This window comes from Paraburkholderia azotifigens (genome assembly GCF_007995085.1).
GTDB classification, from domain to species: Bacteria; Pseudomonadota; Gammaproteobacteria; order Burkholderiales; family Burkholderiaceae; genus Paraburkholderia; species Paraburkholderia azotifigens.
In genome coordinates this window covers 663,057-680,536 of sequence record NZ_VOQS01000001.1, presented here as the reverse complement: position 1 = coordinate 680,536, position 17,480 = coordinate 663,057, and the positions used below count along the sequence as shown (strand labels likewise).

11 protein-coding genes and 1 pseudogene are annotated in these 17,480 nt (G+C 64.9%); 6 read left to right on the top strand and 6 right to left on the bottom strand.

Going from position 1 to position 17,480, the window contains the following annotated elements:
- Positions 1-48 precede the first annotated feature (48 nt).
- Positions 49-528 (bottom strand): 2-C-methyl-D-erythritol 2,4-cyclodiphosphate synthase, encoded by a 480-nt coding sequence (gene ispF / locus FRZ40_RS02995; protein WP_028365467.1) that lies wholly within the window; start codon positions 526-528, stop codon positions 49-51.
- A 50-nt stretch (positions 529-578) separates the two neighbouring features.
- Complete coding sequence (gene ispD, locus FRZ40_RS02990) at positions 579-1,289, bottom strand: 2-C-methyl-D-erythritol 4-phosphate cytidylyltransferase (protein ID WP_147233269.1); 711 nt, start codon at positions 1,287-1,289, stop codon at positions 579-581.
- A gap of 290 nt (positions 1,290-1,579) precedes the next feature.
- Here ispD and mfd point away from each other — a divergent pair, with 290 nt between their 5' ends.
- The 5 genes from mfd (at position 1,580) to mscL (ending at position 9,445) form a co-directional block, all read left to right on the top strand.
- Positions 1,580-5,074: a transcription-repair coupling factor gene (mfd, locus tag FRZ40_RS02985; RefSeq protein ID WP_147233267.1), complete on the top strand. Its 3,495-nt coding sequence runs from the start codon at positions 1,580-1,582 to the stop codon at positions 5,072-5,074.
- A gap of 4 nt (positions 5,075-5,078) precedes the next feature.
- Positions 5,079-6,266 (top strand): M20 family metallopeptidase, encoded by a 1,188-nt coding sequence (locus FRZ40_RS02980; RefSeq protein ID WP_147233265.1) that lies wholly within the window; start codon positions 5,079-5,081, stop codon positions 6,264-6,266.
- A 166-nt stretch (positions 6,267-6,432) separates the two neighbouring features.
- Complete coding sequence (gene argE / locus FRZ40_RS02975) at positions 6,433-7,680, top strand: acetylornithine deacetylase (RefSeq protein ID WP_147233263.1); 1,248 nt, start codon at positions 6,433-6,435, stop codon at positions 7,678-7,680.
- A gap of 103 nt (positions 7,681-7,783) precedes the next feature.
- Complete coding sequence (locus FRZ40_RS02970; RefSeq protein ID WP_028365462.1) at positions 7,784-8,806, top strand: threonine/serine dehydratase family protein; 1,023 nt, start codon at positions 7,784-7,786, stop codon at positions 8,804-8,806.
- A gap of 189 nt (positions 8,807-8,995) precedes the next feature.
- A complete protein-coding gene (gene mscL / locus FRZ40_RS02965) occupies positions 8,996-9,445 on the top strand; it encodes a large conductance mechanosensitive channel protein MscL (protein WP_028365461.1) in 450 nt (149 codons plus the stop codon).
- Between the two features lie 24 nt (positions 9,446-9,469).
- Here mscL and FRZ40_RS02960 read toward each other — a convergent pair whose 3' ends face one another.
- The 3 genes from FRZ40_RS02960 to FRZ40_RS02950 all read right to left on the bottom strand — a co-directional run bounded on the left by FRZ40_RS02960 (position 9,470) and on the right by FRZ40_RS02950 (position 13,887).
- Entirely contained in the window at positions 9,470-11,545 is a 2,076-nt protein-coding gene (locus FRZ40_RS02960; RefSeq protein WP_240057067.1) for a hybrid sensor histidine kinase/response regulator, read from the bottom strand.
- 84 nt (positions 11,546-11,629) lie between these two features.
- Positions 11,630-12,121, bottom strand: a complete 492-nt coding sequence (locus tag FRZ40_RS02955) for a response regulator (RefSeq protein WP_028365459.1) — start codon at positions 12,119-12,121, stop codon at positions 11,630-11,632.
- A gap of 155 nt (positions 12,122-12,276) precedes the next feature.
- Complete coding sequence (locus FRZ40_RS02950) at positions 12,277-13,887, bottom strand: sensor histidine kinase (RefSeq protein WP_028365458.1); 1,611 nt, start codon at positions 13,885-13,887, stop codon at positions 12,277-12,279.
- Between the two features lie 503 nt (positions 13,888-14,390).
- On the opposite strand from FRZ40_RS02950, the gene FRZ40_RS02945 reads away from it, so the two are divergent.
- Positions 14,391-14,885, top strand: coding sequence for a hypothetical protein (locus tag FRZ40_RS02945; protein ID WP_028365456.1), 495 nt, complete (start codon positions 14,391-14,393; stop codon positions 14,883-14,885).
- Between the two features lie 113 nt (positions 14,886-14,998).
- Here the strand turns inward: FRZ40_RS02945 and FRZ40_RS02940 are convergent.
- Positions 14,999-17,463 (bottom strand): annotated as a pseudogene (locus tag FRZ40_RS02940) (AsmA family protein).
- Between the last annotated feature and the right edge of the window lie 17 nt (positions 17,464-17,480).

Below are 17,480 nucleotides of genomic sequence, written 5' to 3'. Positions count from 1 at the left end.
GCGTGGCGTTTTGCTGTTGAACGCGCGCTAGTGACGCATTACCCAAACTCAGGCGCGCAACAACAGCGCAGCCGCCTGCGCCTCGATGCCCTCGCCTCGCCCCAGATAGCCGAGCTTTTCGTTGGTCTTCGCTTTCACGTTGACGCGATCGATGGGCAGACCGAGATCTTCCGCGATATTCGCGCGCATGCCGTCGATGTGCGGCGCGAGCTTCGGCGCCTGCGCGATCACGGTGCTGTCGACGTTCTGAATCTTGAAGCCCGCTTTCGCGATGCGCGCCGCGCATTCGCGCAGCAGCACGCGGCTGTTCGCGCCTTTGAATTCCGTTGCCGTGTCCGGGAAATGGCGGCCGATATCGCCGAGCGCGGCCGCGCCGAACAGTGCGTCGGTGATCGCGTGCAGCAGCACGTCGGCATCCGAGTGGCCGAGCAGTCCGCGCTCGTACGGAATCGTCACGCCGCCAATGATGAGCGGCCGTCCCGGCACCAGTGCGTGAACGTCGTAGCCTTGTCCGATTCTCAAATCCATATGCGTGGGGTTCCGTTGTTTCCAGAAAGCGTTGTGATTACCGCGGAGCGTCAGCCCGCCGTGCCACGTCCGAGAATGGCTTCGGCAAGATCGAAGTCTTCCGGATAGGTGACCTTGAAATTGCGCAAGCTGCCCTGAACCAGTTTAGGCGCGTGGCCGCTCCATTCGATCGCGTTTGCCTCGTCGGTGAGATCGTGGCCGTCGCTCTGCGCGCGGAGAATGGCTTCGCGCAACGTGCCGATGCGGAACATCTGCGGCGTTTGCGCCTGCCACAGGCCGTCGCGCGGTTCGGTGTGATCGATGCGGTTGTCGGTGCTGGGCGCCACGCGCTTCAACGTATCCGCGACGGGCAGCGCCATGATGCCGCCCACGGCGTCGTCCTTCAGCGCGCCGACCAGCGTGCGGATCAGCGCCGGCGTGATGCCGGGGCGCGCGGCGTCGTGCACGAGCACCCAGTCGCCGTCATGCGCACCGAACCCGGCGAGCGCGTGCAGCCCGTTGAGCACCGACGCCTGCCGCGATGCCCCGCCGCAGCGTTGCACGGCGAAACGCAGACCCGCGAAGCGGCGCGCATCGAAGTGCTGGTCGTCGGGCGCGATTACGACGAGCGTTTGCGCGAACTCGCTGCAGGCGTCGAACGCGGCGAGCGAATAATGCAGCATGTCGCGGCCCGCGACGGTTCGATATTGCTTGGGCATCGGCGCGCCCGAACGGCTGCCGGTGCCGGCGCAGGGAATCAGTGCAAAGAGGCGGGAAGTCACAGAACGGGCGCGTTGCAGGTCAAAGTGAAGGACGGATTTTATAATAGGTCTTCGGCACGCACGCTCCGGCGCGCGTAAACTTGCCGCGCGCTTACCCGCGCTTGCCCGTCAAGCCCTTCCAGCGACGCGCCCACGAGGCGTCCGCTGGCGCCGCTCATTGGCGCGTGCGCGTCGCGAGCCGCTGGCAGTATCGCTGGCAGTCCGTTTGCTGTTGTCCGTTGCACCGTTACGTTTGCAGTTGATCGTTGATCCGTCGTTCATTGGCGTCACCCACAGGCCGTTTCCCTTTTATGCCCGACATCGCCGCATCCACGCAGTCCTCCTCTTCAACGCCTGTCGCGCTGGTCAAGGCCGGCCAGCGTTTCGTGTTCGACGGCACGCACGGCTCGTCCGACGCGCTGCTGATCGCCCGCTATCACCGCGCATACAAGGCACAGATGCCGCTGCTCGCCGTCGTTTGCGCGAGCGCCGTCGATGCGCAGCGGCTGTCGCAGGAACTCGCGTTTTTCGCGCCGGACGCGCGCATCCGTCTGCTGCCCGACTGGGAAACGCTGCCGTACGACTCGTTCTCGCCGCACCAGGATCTCGTGTCCGAGCGGCTCGCGACGCTGCACGATCTCGGCGAAGGCCGTTGCGACATCCTGCTGGTGCCCGCGACGACAGCCCTTTACCGGATGCCGCCCGCGTCGTTCATGGCCGCCTACACGTTCTCGTTCTCGCAGGGCGAGCGGCTCGACGAAGCGAAGCTGAAGGCGCAGCTGACGCTCGCCGGCTACGAGCACGTGAGCCAGGTGGTGCGGCCGGGCGAATACTGTGTGCGCGGCTCGCTGATCGACCTCTTTCCGATGGGCTCGCCGCTGCCGTACCGGATCGACCTGTTCGACGATCAGGTCGATTCGATCCGCGCGTTCGATCCCGATTCGCAGCGCAGCCTGTATCCCGTGAAGGACGTGCGTCTGCTGCCGGGCCGCGAGTTCCCGTTCGACGAAGCCGCGCGCACCGCGTTTCGCAGCCGCTGGCGCGAAGTGTTCGAGGGCGATCCGAGCCGCGCGTCGATCTACAAGGACATCGGCAACGGCGTGCCGTCGGCGGGCATCGAATACTATCTGCCGCTCTTCTTCGAAGAGACGGCGACGCTCTTTCACTATCTGCCCGACGCCGCGCAACTGGTCTTCGTCGGCGATCTGGACACGGCCATCCGGCGCTTCACGGCGGATACCAGACAGCGCCACGGCTTTCTGTCGCACGACCGCGACCGGCCGATTCTCGAGCCCAGTCGCCTGTTCCTGTCGGACGAAGATTTCTACACGTTCGCCAAGCCGTTCGCGCGCCTCTCGCTGCCGGGCAACGCAGGCGGCGGCTGGGCCGTGCCGCTGCCGAATCTCGCGATCGACCGTCACGCCGACGATCCCGTCTCCGCGCTCCGCGCATGGCTCGACACGACGCCGAACCGCGTGCTGTTCGCGGCGGAATCGGCGGGCCGCCGCGAAACGATCGCGCAACTGTTGGCCGAAAACGAACTGCGCCCCGCTTCCGTCGACAGCTACGATGATTGGCTCAGTTCCGACGCGCGCTTCGCGCTCGGCGTCGCGCCGCTCTCGAACGGCTTCGCGGTTCCCGCCGAAGGCGTCGCGATCCTGACGGAAACCGAGTTGTACGGCCCGCTCGCGCGCAAAGCGGGACGCCGCCGCCAGGAACAGGCGAGCAACGTCGATTCGATGGTGCGCGATCTGTCCGAACTGAAGGTCGGCGACCCGGTCGTGCATTCGCAGCACGGCATCGGCCGCTACATGGGCCTCGTGACGATGGATCTCGGCGAAGGCGAAACCGAGTTCCTGCATCTCGAATACCAGGGCGACAGCAAGCTCTACGTGCCCGTCGCGCAGTTGCACGTCATTTCCCGCTACAGCGGCGCCGATCCCGAAAGCGCGCCGCTGCATGCGCTCGGCTCGGGCCAGTGGGAAAAGGCCAAGCGCAAGGCCGCGCAGCAGATCCGCGACACGGCGGCCGAACTGCTGAACCTGTACGCGCGCCGCGCCATGCGCGAAGGCCACGCTTTCGCGCTCGAACCGCGCGACTACGTGAAGTTCGCGGAAAGCTTCGGCTTCGAGGAAACGCCCGACCAGGCAGCCGCGATTGCCGCCGTGATCGGCGACATGACGAGCGGCAAGCCGATGGACCGCCTCGTGTGCGGCGACGTCGGTTTCGGCAAGACGGAAGTCGCGCTGCGCGCGGCCTTCATTGCCGTGATGGGCGGCAAGCAGGTCGCGCTGCTGTCGCCGACGACGCTGCTCGCCGAACAGCATACTCAGACCTTCACCGACCGTTTCTCCGACTGGCCCGTGCGTATCGCGGAACTGTCGCGCTTCAAGACGGGCAAGGAAGTCAGCGCGTCGATCCAGCAGATCAACGAAGGCAGCGTCGATATCGTGATCGGCACGCACAAGCTGCTGTCGTCGGATGTGCAGTTCAAGCGGCTCGGGCTCGTGATCATCGACGAGGAACACCGCTTCGGCGTACGCCAGAAGGAAGCGCTCAAGGCGCTGCGCGCCGAGGTCGACGTGCTGACGCTGACCGCGACGCCGATTCCGCGTACGCTCGGCATGGCGCTCGAAGGCTTGCGCGATTTCTCCGTGATCGCGACGGCTCCGCAGAAGCGGCTCGCGATCAAGACCTTCGTGCGCCGCGAGGAAGACGGCGTGATCCGCGAAGCGATGCTGCGTGAACTGAAGCGCGGCGGCCAGGTGTACTTCCTGCACAACGAAGTCGAGACCATCGAGAACCGCCGCCAGATGCTCGAAGCGCTCGTGCCCGAAGCGCGGATCGCGGTGGCGCACGGCCAGATGCACGAGCGCGAACTCGAACGCGTGATGCGCGATTTCGTCGCGCAGCGCGCGAACGTGCTGCTGTGTACGACGATCATCGAAACAGGCATCGACGTGCCGAGCGCGAACACGATCCTGATTCATCGCGCGGACAAGTTCGGTCTCGCGCAGCTGCATCAGTTGCGCGGGCGCGTCGGGCGCTCGCATCACCAGGCGTACTCGTATCTGCTCGTGCACGATCCGCAAGGGCTGACGAAGCAGGCGCAACGGCGGCTGGAGGCCATTCAGCAGATGGAAGAACTCGGCGCGGGTTTCTATCTGGCGATGCACGACCTCGAAATCCGCGGTACGGGCGAAGTGCTCGGCGACAAACAGTCGGGCGAGATTCACGAGATCGGTTTCCAGCTGTACACCGACATGCTGAACGACGCGGTGAAGGCGCTGAAGAACGGCAAGGAGCCGGACCTCACCGCGCCGCTCGCGGCAACCACCGAAATCAACCTGCACACGCCCGCGATTCTGCCCGCCGACTATTGCGGCGACGTGCAGGAGCGTCTGTCGCTCTACAAGCGGCTCGCGAACTGCGAGCACAACGATTCGATCGACGGCATTCAGGAGGAACTGATCGACCGCTTCGGCAAGATGCCGCCGCAGGCGCATGCGCTCGTCGAGACGCACCGCTTGCGGCTCGCGGCGAAGCCGCTCGGCATTTCGAAGATCGACGCGGGCGAAGCCGTCATCGGCCTGCAGTTCATCCCGAATCCGCCAATCGACGCGATGCGGATCATCGAAATGGTTCAGAAGCACAAGCACATCAAGCTCGCGGGCCAGGACAAGCTGCGAATCGAAACGCGCAGTCCCGATTTCACGGTGCGTGTCGCGACCGTGAAGGAGACGCTGCGCGCGCTCGGTACGCCGTCGAAGGGCGCGTCGGATCAGCGCGTCGCGTCGTCGCGCTAGGCGCATGATGGGCGCTGTCGACACGGCATCCATCGTCGAATTGTTGACGGCGCTCGTGCGGCTGCCGAGCCGCGGCGGCATCGATACGTGCCTGCCCGTGCTCGAATGTGTCGAAGCCTGGCTCGTCGAATGCGGCGTCGACACGCGCCGTGTGGTGTCGGCAGACGGCGCGCCGCTCGCGCTATACGCTGAAATACGCGGCTCAAAAGAGGGCCCGCACTATGTGCTCGACGCGACGCTCGACACCGCCGGCTTCGGCGATGAATCGACGTGGACCTATCCGCCGTTGAGCGCGCAAGTCGTGGATGGCTGGCTCTATGGACGCGGCAGCGCCGACAGCAAGGCGGCCGTCGCGATCTTCGCGCACCTCGCTGCTGCGTTCGCGCGGCGCACCGACGCACTCGCGGGCACGCTCGGCGTGCTGTTCGATCTCGACGAGCACACTGGCCGTTTTGGCGGCGCCCGCGCGTTCTTCGATGCGTCACATGCGCCCCGCGCCGATGGCGTGTTCATCGGCTATCCAGGCAGCGACCGCATCGTGGTCGGTGCGCGCGGGTTCATTCGCGCGACGCTCGTCATACGCGGCGTCGCGGCGCATTCGGGCGCCAGCAGCACGCGCGGGCTCAATGCGGCGATTCGCGGCGCGCGCCTCGCCGCTGCGTTGAACGACATGGCGCTACCCGCCGACGACGACTTCGGACGCCCCGCTCAGCTCACCGTCACTGGCATCCGTTCGGGCGACGGCACGTTCACCCGCGTGCCCGACCGTTGTGAAGTCGATATCGATTGCCGCCTCACGCCCCGCTTCGATGCAGCGCACGCACAGCGTGCGATCGAAGACACGGTTCGCGCGCAGGACGCGCTTCACGATGCGTCGCTCGCAACATCGATCGAATGGATGCCGGGCTGGCCCGCGTATCGCGTTGCGCCATCGCATCCGCTGGCGAGTGCGCTATATCACGCAGCGCGCAACGAATTCGGCGCCGACCGGCCGCGCGTCGTCGCCGGGCCGTCGAACATCGGCAACTATCTGGCGTTGCTCGGCATCCCCGCGCTGTGCGGCTTCGGCGTGCAATGCGCTGGCATCCACGCAGCCGACGAGCGCATCGAACTGGCTTCCATCGCGCCCGTCTACCGCACTTACGAACGCGCGTTGCTCGCGCTGCTCACAGCCGATCCCGCACGATCCTGACCCGTCAGCAAAATCGATTACACCGTTCGCCGACGCCCGCCGCTGCGTTCCCGATAATTGCTGCATCGCGCAAAGCCCCGCCCCGCAAGCGAATCGAGTGATGAGCTTTAGCCAGTTAAGCGTTTTTTGGGTATGATCGAATGACACCCAAGCTGGAGCTCAAGTCATGTCACAGGTCGCTGACAAAGCGCTGTCCGCACACACGCCCACCTCTTCCTCAGCGTCCACCCACGCGGCTTCTCCCGCTTCGCTTCCCTGGGTCACGCGCCTCGTGTCGATGGACACGGTCAGCCGCAATCCGAACCTCGGCCTGATCGAAACGGTGCGCGATTCGCTACGCGAGCAAGGTATCGAAGCGACGCTCACGCACGACGAAAGCGGCAAGTGGTCGAATCTGTTCGCGACGATTCCGGCGCATGACGGCGAGACGAATGGCGGAATCGTGCTGTCCGGCCACACGGACGTCGTGCCCGTCGACGGCCAGAACTGGGACAGCGATCCGTTCAAGCCCGAAGTGCGCGGCGACAAGCTCTATGGACGCGGCACGTGCGACATGAAGGGTTTCATCGGCGCGGCGCTGACGCTCGTGCCGCAGATGCAGCAGACGAAGCTCGCCAGGCCGATCCACCTCGCGTTCTCATTCGACGAAGAAGTCGGCTGCGTCGGCGCGCCGCTGATGATCGCCGACCTGATGAAGCGCGGCATCAAGCCGGACGGCTGCATCGTCGGCGAGCCGACCAGCATGCGCCCCATCATCGCGCACAAGGGCATCAACGCTTACCAGTGCTGCGTGCGCGGCTTCGCGGCGCATTCGTCGCTCACGCCGAAGGGCTTGAACGCAATCGAATACGCGGCTCGGCTGATCTGCTTCATCCGCGACATGGCCGACCAGTTCCGCGAGCAAGGCCCGTTCGATCAACTCTACGACGTTCCGTTCACGACGGCGCAGACCAGCACGATCAAGGGCGGCAACGCGATCAACACGGTGCCCGCCGAATGCAGCTTCGAGTTCGAGTTCCGCAATCTGCCCACGCTCGACCCCGAGCCGATCTTCGCGCGCATCGATCAATACGCGCGCGAAACGCTGCTGCCGAAAATGAAGCGCGAGCACGAAGCGGCCGCGATCGAATTCACGAAGATCGCCGCCGCGCCAGGCCTCGATGCCACGGAACAGGCGGCCATCACGCAACTGGTGCGCGCGCTCACCGCGGATCAGGACAAGCGCAAGGTTGCGTACGGCACGGAAGCGGGTCTGTTCTCGCTGGCGGGCATACCGAGCATCGTATGCGGCCCCGGCGACATTCAGCAGGCGCACAAGGCGAACGAGTTCGTCTCGCTCGATCAGCTCACGCAGTGCGAACGGTTCCTCGAGAAATTCATTCACAGCATGTCGGTCGACGCGCACGCGCGTTGATCGAAGCAGTCGAACAGTAACGAACACGCAAGCAAGCACGGAAGTTAGCACCACAAGCACGGCACAAGAACGCGGACCTCACCCACCTACGAGTACGCACGCCATGTCCACCGCCACGCCGCGGCACACCGACCGCACGATCGACGGCGAGCCGATACCGACACTCGACGATATCGCCTCGCAGCACTTCGCGTTGACGCCGTGGGTCGTGCGAACGCCTGTGTTCGACCGGATGGATTTTCCGACGCTCGAAGGCACGCTGGTCAATTTCAAGTTCGAACTGCTGCAGGCAGGCGGCAGCTTCAAGGCGCGCGGCGCGTTCACGAATCTGCTCGCGCTCGATGAGGCGCAACGCAACGCGGGCGTCACCTGCGTCTCGGGCGGCAATCATGCCGTGGCCGTCGCGTATGCGGCGATGCGCACGGGCATCAGCGCGAAAGTCGTCGTCATGCATGCGGCAAATCCCGCGCGGATCGCGCTGTGCCGCCAGTACCGCGCGGAAGTCGTGATGGCGGACAACGTGAACGAAGCGTTCGAGATCGTGCGGCGAATCGAAGCCGAGGAAGGCCGCTACTTCGTGCATCCGTTCAACGGCTACCGCACGGTGCTCGGCACGGCGACGCTAGGCTACGAATGGGCGACGCAGACACCCGACCTCGATGCCGTGATCGTGCCCATCGGCGGCGGCGGACTCGCGGCGGGCATTTCGACGGCGCTGCGCCTCGCCAATCCGCGCGTGCATGTGTATGGCGTCGAGCCGGAGGGCGCGGACGTGATGAGCCGCAGCTTCGCCGCGAATCACACGGTCAAGATGAGCCACATGCATTCGATCGCCGACTCGCTGATGGCGCCGCACACCGAACAATACAGCTATGAGTTGTGCCGCCGTCATATGGACCGCCTCGTGACGGTCACAGACGACGCGCTGCGCGCCGCGATGCTCACGCTGTTCAACCAGCTTAAGCTCGCCGTCGAGCCGGCCTGCGCGGCCGCCACGGCTGCCCTGCTCGGGCCTTTGCGCGAGCAGTTGCAAGGCAAGCGCGTCGGCGTGCTGCTATGCGGTACGAATACCGATCCCGTCACGTTCGCCGCGCACATCGAACAGGCGCGGGCCTCGGCAATCTGAGCGGCTGCATCGCGTTGTGCGCTGCAGGCCCGGCGTTTGCAAACACCGACGGTTCTTTGTCACTTCCGCGACATATCTGCCGAACGAACGGGCCGCCGCCGCGTTTCGTTGCGATCGGGCGCTAAATCATTTCACGCTGCGCCGATCGTTGGCTATCATGTCGCCATCGACTTCAAGGAGAACTGCCCGATGAGCCTCGTCAAGGAATTCAAGGAATTTGCCCTCAAAGGCAACGTGATGGACCTCGCAGTCGGTGTGATTATCGGCGGAGCGTTCTCGACGATCGTCAACTCCGTCGTGAAGGATCTGATCATGCCTGTCGTCGGCGTGGCGACGGGCGGCCTCGATTTCTCCAACAAGTTCATCCTGCTCGGACCGATACCCGCCAACTTCAAGGGCAACCCCGATTCCTACAAAGACCTGCAAACGGCGGGCGTCGCCGCATTCGGTTATGGCTCGTTTATCACGGTCGCGATCAACTTTGTGATCCTCGCCTTCATCATCTTCATGATGGTCAAGTTCATCAACAAGCTGCGGGCGCCCGCAGCCGCTGAGCCGGCCGCACCGCCGCCCACGCCGGAAGACGTGCTGCTGCTGCGCGAAATCCGCGATTCGCTGAAGAATTCGCCACGCGTCTGACGGCACCTCGCTGAAGCGGGCCGCTCACATTGCAGCTCGATGAAAGACACAAGGGCCTGTCGCATGACAGGCCCTTGTCGTTTCAGCTGGGACGGCTACAGCGCGCCTGCTAACCCGTCCGCGCTTCGTCCGCCCCTTCTGCAATTTGACGATCGCCGCGCCTTCGATCACCTGCTCCAGCTGCGAGAAGTTGACTGGCTTGGTCAGATGCGACGTGAAGCCCGCTTCGAGGCAGCGCCGGATGTCCTCGTCGCTGCCGAAACCCGTCAGCGCAACGGCGGGCGCATCGTCGCGCTCGCGGAACACCTTGATGAAATCGAGGCCCGTGCCGTCGGGCAGACCCACGTCGCTGACGATCAGATCGAAGCCGGCGCTTTGCGTCGCGGCGAGGGCATCGGCTACGCGCCCGACGACGGTCACTTCGTGGCCGAGTGCGCGCATCAGTTGCGCCATCACCTCGGCCGTGTCCGCATGATCTTCGATCAGCAGAATTGTCAGGCCACCCGCCGACTGCACGCTGGCGGCTTCGGGCGCGGCAGGCTCGGCGAGCGGTTCGGCCGCCGTGGGCAGCGTGATCGTGAAGGTCGCGCCGCAGTGCGCACCTGGGCTTTGCGCAGTGACGGTGCCACCGTGCGCGTCGGTGAGCGCCTTCGTGATCGCGAGCCCGAGACCCAGGCCGCCGAACTGCCGCGACATGTTCTGGCTGCCCTGCTCGAACGCATTGAAGAGCCTGCCGATCATCTCCGGCTCGATGCCGACGCCCGTGTCTTCGATCGAAATCTGCACGTGCATCCGTTCGTCGCGCGTGCGCACATAGATATGGCCGCCGTCCGGCGTGAACTTCGCGGCATTGCGGACCAGGTTCCACAGCATCTGCTGCAACCGCGCGCGGTCGGCGAGCACGAAATGATGATGCGCGTTCTTCTCGACATGCACGTCCTGCTGCTTGGTCTGGATCTCGCTGCGGAACAGTTCGAGCACGCTCTCGATCACGTCATGAACGTCGACGGTTTCCAGCGACAGACGCAGCTTGCCGTTCGCCACCCGCGTCAGATCGAGCAGATCGTCGATCAGCCGCGCTTCGAGTTCGACATTGCGGCGGATCATCACGACGCCCGCGCGCACGGCATCCGGCAGGTCCGGCATGATTTCGAGCATGCGCGCGCCCGCCAGCACGGGGGTGAGCGGCGTGCGCAATTCGTGCGACAGCATCGCAAGAAAGCGATCCTTCGCGCGGTTCGCCTCTTCGGCTATCTGCCGCGCGGCCTGCTCGGAGGCGAGCAGACGCTCGCGTTCCTCGATGGCTTCGCGTTGCGAATGGATGTCCGTGCAACTGCCGAACCACTTGCTGATGACGCCGCCTGCGTCGCGCACTGCAGCGATGCGTGCATCGAACCAGCGATACGCACCGTCGCGGCGGCGGATGCGGAATTCGCTGCGATAGTCGCTGCCGTCGCCGCGCACCGTTTTGAGGACGCTGCGCCGCGTGGCCTCGCGATCGTCCGGATGCACCGCGTCGAGCCACGCAAGACCCAGCGCATTCGGACCGTCGAGCCCTGTGTATTCGACCCATTGCTTCGAGACGAAGTCGCAGTCGCCATTCACATTGCAGGTGAAGACGAGGTGCGGCAGCGCCTCCGACAACATCCGGTAATGCGCCTCCCGCTCGCGCAGCAGCAGCGCTTCCGCCGATTGCCGCTGCAGCTGCATCTGCGACAGCACCCGTTCGACGGCTTCGGGCAGATAGTCGAGATAGTCGCCCGCTTTGGGCACCACGTCCGATACGCCCGAGCGCAGCGCTTCGATCACACGCGATTCATCCGTGAAGCCGGTGACGAGAATCGCGGGAATGCGTACGCCTTCGCCACGTAGACGCCGGAAAAAATCGAGCCCCGTCTCCGCGCCGTCGAGGTGGTAGTCGAGCACGATCAGATCGGGCGGATTTGCGACGATCGAGCGATGCGCGGCCTCGACGCTGCTGCTCAGTTCGACCCGGCAGCCGGCGCGCTCGAGCGACTTGCGCGCGAGACGCAAGATGCCTTCGTCGTCGTCGACGACGAGCACGAGGGCTGCAGGTGGCGTGGATACGTGTTCTGTCATGCCAGATGATTCAGATCAATGAAACGGACGAGGACGTCAGCATGGCGACGCAGATCCTGCGCGCAACAGCCGCGCTTTCGCAGATCACGCCTGCGCATAGCGCTGCCCGGGCGGCAGCTTCACGACCTGCAGGAAAAAGCCCAGGCGCCGCACGGCCTCGATAAACGCATCGTATTCGACCGGCTTCGTGATGTAGACGTTGCAACCGAGTTCATAGCAGCGCTCGATTTCGCGCGGATCGTCGGTGGTCGTGAGCACGATTACGGGCATCGACGCCGTCGACGGCGACGCTTTCAGCCGCCGCAGCACCTCGAAGCCGTCGACGCGCGGCATCTTCAGATCCAGCAGCACGACGTAATTCGCCAGTTCGTCGCGCGACGGCCGGCCGTTCGCGTGATCGCCCGCGCGCGGCTCGCCGAAGAAATAGTCCAGCGCTTCCTGGCCATCGGTAAAGCGGACGAACCCATTCGAAATGCCCGCGCGCCGCAGATTGCGCTCGACGAGCGTGGCGTGTCCGTCATCGTCCTCGACCAGCACGATGCCGACCGACTTACCGACCGCTTCCCCGTTTGACATGTTCCCTCCGGCGCTCTGGCGTTGCACGAGCGTTATGCGTTGCGCGTTGGCGCGACCGCGTCCCATGGTACGACTCGTTGCCCGACATTATGCGGGTGTCGGCTTACGGCTTCTTGCGCGCTGGCAGATGCGCGCGACCCGGCTTCATGCACGCATCAATGGCGCAGCGGATGATCGGGCAGCGTGACGAAGAACGTCGAGCCCGCGCCCTCCGCCGATTCGACCCATACTCGCCCGCCGTGACGCTCGACGGTGCGCCGCACGAGCGCAAGGCCAACGCCCTCGCCTTGCGCGACGTCGCCATGCAGCCGCTGAAATGCACGAAACACTTTCGACATATACGCGGCCGGAATCCCCAGTCCATTGTCGCGCACAAAGAAGGTGCGCGTCCTCGGCGCGGAGCTGTGCACGCTGTCTTCCTGCTGCGCGTCCAGCGCGCCGATTTCGATGTGTCCCGGCCGCGACGGATCGAGAAAGTTGATCGCGTTCGACAGCAACTGGCTGAACACCTGCTCGATCGCGGACGGATCGCCCCACGCCGTCGGCAGTTCGCGCACGATCACGACCGCGCGGCGCTCGTCGATGCGCTTTTGCAGCGTATCGACGACGCGTGCGACCGCGCGCCCGACGCTCACGCGCTGCCATTGATATTCGAGCCGCCCCGCGCGCGAAATGCGCAGCAACGCTTCGATGATGGCCGCTGCGCGCGTCACCGACGAGCGCACGAATCCCAGCGATTCCTGCATGTCGCCATCGAGTACGTGCGCGAGCCGCCTGTGCTCGTCCGCAGGCAAGCCGGCCTCGACGACGGTCGCGCGCAACTCGTCGCACGAAACCTGCAGTTCCTTCGAAAAGCCCTGCATGTTCACGAGCGGCGAGCGCAGATCGTGCGACACGCTGTAGATGAACATCTCGTTGTCCTGCGTCTCCTGGCGCAGCGTTTCGTTGACGCTCGCGAGCTCCGCCGCGCGCGCCTGCAGCGAGACCTTCAGCGCCGCCTGATTCTGTTCCGCGATGCGCAACAGCCCGCTCGTTCGATGCAGCGCGGCATCGAGTGCGGCGATTTCGTCGTTGCCCGCCAGCGGTTTCGACAAGGTCTGCCCGTCGGCGAGCCGCTGTGCATTGTCCGCAAGTACGTCGAGCCGCCGGCCGATGCCGCGCGCGAAAGCGAACGCGGTGCCCGCCCACAGCAGCATCGAACCGATCACGGCGCCCACCAGCGCATATTGCTGGCGCTGGCGCGTGCGAGCGAGCGTCGCATTGCGCTCGCCGTCGAGCCGCGCGGCTTCGTCGACGAAGGTATGCAACTGCTCGCGAAAACGCACCACTTGCGCGGGCAGTTCGCCGCCTTCAAGCGTGGCGAACGGCGTCATCGTCGCGCCCGTGCGCAGCGATTGCGCGACGGACAGCGCCTGCTGCCGGTAATTGTCGATAGCCTCGCGCATGCCCTGCACGCGCGCGGCCTGATCGGACGTATCGGCGACGGCCTGTTCGAGACGCGCGAGCCGGTCGCCGATATCGACCCACGCCGCATGACGCTCCATGAAAGAAGGATCGCCTGCCGCGATGCCCGTGCGCACGCGCGCCACCTGCCGCAGCACCGGGTTTTCGAGCGCGGCCGCCTGATACAGGATCTGCTTGCTGTCCGACGAGCGCTCGACGGCGGCTGTCGTCTGTGCCTGCATGTCGAAGACGACGCCGAGCAACGCCAGTTCGATGGCGCTCGGCAACGCAATCAGTAATAGACCTTTGGTGAACAGTTTCATGAATGCCTGGCGCAGTGCGGCACGGACGTCCGACGCGGCGCGCGCCGCTTTCCCGACATGTGGAACAGGCACGCGCGCAGTGATGAGCGGGACGCATGCATCGTCGCTGTGCGCAGCGCGTGTAGCGTCGGCGCGCGGCGAACGCCATCGATATTTTCACTCATGTGCAGCGTCCGCCGCTTCGGCGCTCCGGCCCGATGCGCGTCGAAACCGCGCTGCAACTGGAACGCGGCCATTATCGACGGGCGCAACGGATATTTCAATGCGCGCGAAGAAGGTGCTGGCGCACATAAAAGTGTCTTTTTTTAAGGGTCCGGAAACACGCGCAGCGCGGCTGAGTCTATTATTGAGACCAGATGCACAGGAGATGCGAAAGCGCACGGCGACGCGATTCGGCCTGATTCGCACGGACGATGGAGTGAGACAGACGAATCACCGTGTATCCGGCATTTTCGTATGCTATAAAAGATCGACGTGCGGCGCGCGAAGCCGGGAGTGGTCGCATGAGGACGCTGCGTTTCTTGCAATTCCTTTTCAGGCGAGTTTTTATGTCCTTCCCGAAAAAGCGCAGGCGCGCGAAGGTGGACGGCGACGAGTCGTTCCTCGCCGTGCTGCGACACTTCAAGCCATTCGGCCAGCTCGACACCAAGATTGCGCGCGCCCGCTCACAGGACGAGCCCGTGCTCTACGCGCATGTGCTGCCGGGACTCGATGTCCTGCTATGCAGCGTGCGCGGCGCGCAGCCGCCCTATCCCGCCGTCGCCGAATTGCGCAGGCGCTGCATCGAGTCGATTGCGAACGCGCTCGAGCAGCCGCTCGACGGACTCGAAAACGGCGGCTACTGGTACGAGGCGGACGGTTTCGGTTTTCTGGTGTTCGCGAGCCGCGCGAGAGCGCGCATCCTGCCCGAGTTCGGTGCGACGCGCACAGCCGCCAGCACGCGGCGCGGCGTGCGCCGGGATGCGGCGGGCGACGCGACACCGCGCTCGCTGCGCTGAATTCCTCCCATTCCTTCACGCAGTTCACATAAACACCACGGCCGCGAAAATCGCGGCCGTGGTGTTTTTTGCGGGCGATACTTCCAGTCGAATGAGAACAGCTCGCGCGACTTTCAGCTTCCCTTGTAATCCGCCGCATGCGCGGGCCCCGGCAGCGACGCGCCCTTGACGGGCGCAGCCGGCTTCGTCCCGGGCGCATTGGCCGGCGCAGCCTCCGATGCACCCGGTGTCCCGGGCGGCACCTTGACGCCCTTGACTGTCTCGCGCTGTCCCGGCGGCGGCGCCGTCGGATGCTCGGCCCGCATCGCGGCCATCAACTGCTGACAAGGCAGCGGCTTGTTGTTGCTCGGCGCGATCAGCGGAATCAGCGCCGCGAACGGATTGATCAGACCGAGGCCGACCATCGCCCCGCCGCGCGCCGCGAGCGCCGCTGCATTCACGCCTACGTGCGGATCCTTGAACGTGCCTTTCACGTAGAGCGGCGAGCGCAGCGTGAAAATGCGGAAGCCCTTCGTATGCGGATGCACGCCGAGATCCATCGATTCATTCTTCAAGTTCAACGTACCGTCGACATTGATCACGGCGTCCTGCGTATCGAGCGCGAACACGCGCGAATCGAGCACGCCGTCCGTCACGACGAAGTCACCGGCCGCGCAATTGATCTGCACGTCGCGATTGCCGAACAGCTTTTCATACACGACGTTCGCGACGTTCAACCCCGCGGCTTCCATCAGCAGGCGGCTGACGGCGCCGTCGGTAATGAGCAGCTTCACTTCGCCGTTCGACGTGCCCGCGAGCGCCGCAGGAGAATTGCCCGTCGCGGACAGCGCGGCATCGCCATTGATTTCGCCGAGCGCGCTTTGCATCGTCTTCGCGGTCGGCATCAGTTGCTTGAGTTTCAGATGGCGCGCCTGCGTCGAGAAGCGGCCTTTGAGCGGCGTCGTGCTGCCATCGAGATGAATGTTCGACGCGAGCGAGCCGCCCGCGACGCCGAATTTCAGCGGCTCGAGCGACAGCACGCCATCCGTCATCACGACGTGCGTATAGAGATCCGTGATGGGCAGCGCCGGGTCCTTGATGATGCGGCGGCCCGTGAGCTTCACGTTCGCGTCGATCGCCTTCCAGCGGTCGGTCTTGAATTCTTCCGTCGGCAGCGCCTTGTCCGAAGGTTGACGCGAGGTGTCGCCGCGCTTCTTCTTGCTCGCGTTGCTGTCCGCGCCGATGATCGGTGCGAGATCCTTGAACTGCAACAAGTTCGAGACAAGCGTGCCTTCGAGCAGCGGGCGCGTTGGGCGTTGCGTATAGACGAGCGTGCCGTTCAGATCGCTGCCACCGACGCGCCCTGTAAAATTTTCATAGCGGAACACGCTCGCGCCCTGCTTGAAGTTGCCGATCAGATGGCCTTCCGTCGCGTACGGCGGCGTCTCGGGCAGCGTGATGCCCGTCAGATCGTACAGATGATCGAGGCTCGTGCCTTGCAGCCAGAGCCGCAAATCGACGGCGGCGAGATGTGCGGGATCCGTCACGGTGCCGACGAGCGCGATGCGCAGATCGCCCGCTTTCACGTCGGCCTGCACAGGGAACGGCCGCGACGTGTCCTGCAGCGCGAGCACGCCGCCGAGCTTGCCGTTGCCCGATACGGGCGAGCGGTTGTATGTGCCCTTTACGGTCCAGCCGATCCCGTATTGAGGCGCGCTCTGGCGCTGCGCGACAGCCGTGCCCGCTGTGCCCGTTGTTGCACTGGCAGGTGCCCCCGATGCGGCGACAGCCGTGGATGCACCCGCGCTCGCCGTCGCCGCGGGCGCGGATGCACCCGACGCGACGGGAACGCCGGGCGCCGCTTCGGAAGCACCCGACGCCTCGGAAGCCGCCGCCGCTTTCGCCTGCGCGGTCAACTGCTTCGCACCCTGCCGTCCAACCACTTCCGCCGACGATTTGCGCGATGCTTCTTCCTGCTGCTTCATCGCTTCGCCGATGGGACGGGCTGGCCGAGCGTATCGACGACCGCCTGCATGTCGACCTTCTTCTGCTGGTCGGAGAGCGCGATCATCCCTTTGTTCAGCTGGATATCGTGCAGATCGAGTTTCCACTCGGACGGTTGCGCGGACGACTTCAGCTTGAACGTCCAGTTGTTGCGTCCGTCGAGAAGACGTTCGAGGTCGACGGATGGATTCACCAGATTGATCGCGGGAATCACGATGTCGTGCGCGAGCAGCGGCAGCACTTTCACCTGAAAGTCGATCTCGTCGAGCGTCGCGAAGTGCTTCTGCCGGGTCCAATCGGGATTCGCGATCGTAATGTTCTGCGCGGAGAAACGCGGCCATGGCACCCACGCATGCCAGCCCGTTTCGCCGACGGGATGACGCCAGCCCACCCTGAGGTCACCCTCGATGGCGAAGGGACGCCCTATCGCTTCGCTCACTTTCTCATTCACATACGGCCGTGCGCGATTCCAGTCGAAGGTGAGAATGAAGACCACGACCACCGCAATCAGAATCAGCAGCACGGCGACCAGCCACGCGAGGGTCTTGCCTATCGTCCTGCCGATTGTCATGCCAGCCGAATGCAGCACAGCCATGAGGGCTCCGGTGAGAA

Excerpts from the sequence above, each read along its gene's own strand:
- ispF (WP_028365467.1), bottom strand. The coding sequence starts at position 528 with ATGGATTTGAGAATCGGACAAGGCTACGACGTTCACGCACTGGTGCCG.
- mfd (WP_147233267.1), top strand. The coding sequence starts at position 1,580 with ATGCCCGACATCGCCGCATCCACGCAGTCCTCCTCTTCAACGCCTGTC.
- FRZ40_RS02980 (WP_147233265.1), top strand. The coding sequence starts at position 5,079 with ATGATGGGCGCTGTCGACACGGCATCCATCGTCGAATTGTTGACGGCG.
- argE (WP_147233263.1), top strand. The coding sequence starts at position 6,433 with ATGTCACAGGTCGCTGACAAAGCGCTGTCCGCACACACGCCCACCTCT.
- FRZ40_RS02970 (WP_028365462.1), top strand. The coding sequence starts at position 7,784 with ATGTCCACCGCCACGCCGCGGCACACCGACCGCACGATCGACGGCGAG.
- mscL (WP_028365461.1), top strand. The coding sequence starts at position 8,996 with ATGAGCCTCGTCAAGGAATTCAAGGAATTTGCCCTCAAAGGCAACGTG.
- FRZ40_RS02960 (WP_240057067.1), bottom strand. The coding sequence starts at position 11,545 with ATGACAGAACACGTATCCACGCCACCTGCAGCCCTCGTGCTCGTCGTC.
- FRZ40_RS02955 (WP_028365459.1), bottom strand. The coding sequence starts at position 12,121 with ATGTCAAACGGGGAAGCGGTCGGTAAGTCGGTCGGCATCGTGCTGGTC.
- FRZ40_RS02950 (WP_028365458.1), bottom strand. The coding sequence starts at position 13,887 with ATGAAACTGTTCACCAAAGGTCTATTACTGATTGCGTTGCCGAGCGCC.
- FRZ40_RS02945 (WP_028365456.1), top strand. The coding sequence starts at position 14,391 with ATGAGGACGCTGCGTTTCTTGCAATTCCTTTTCAGGCGAGTTTTTATG.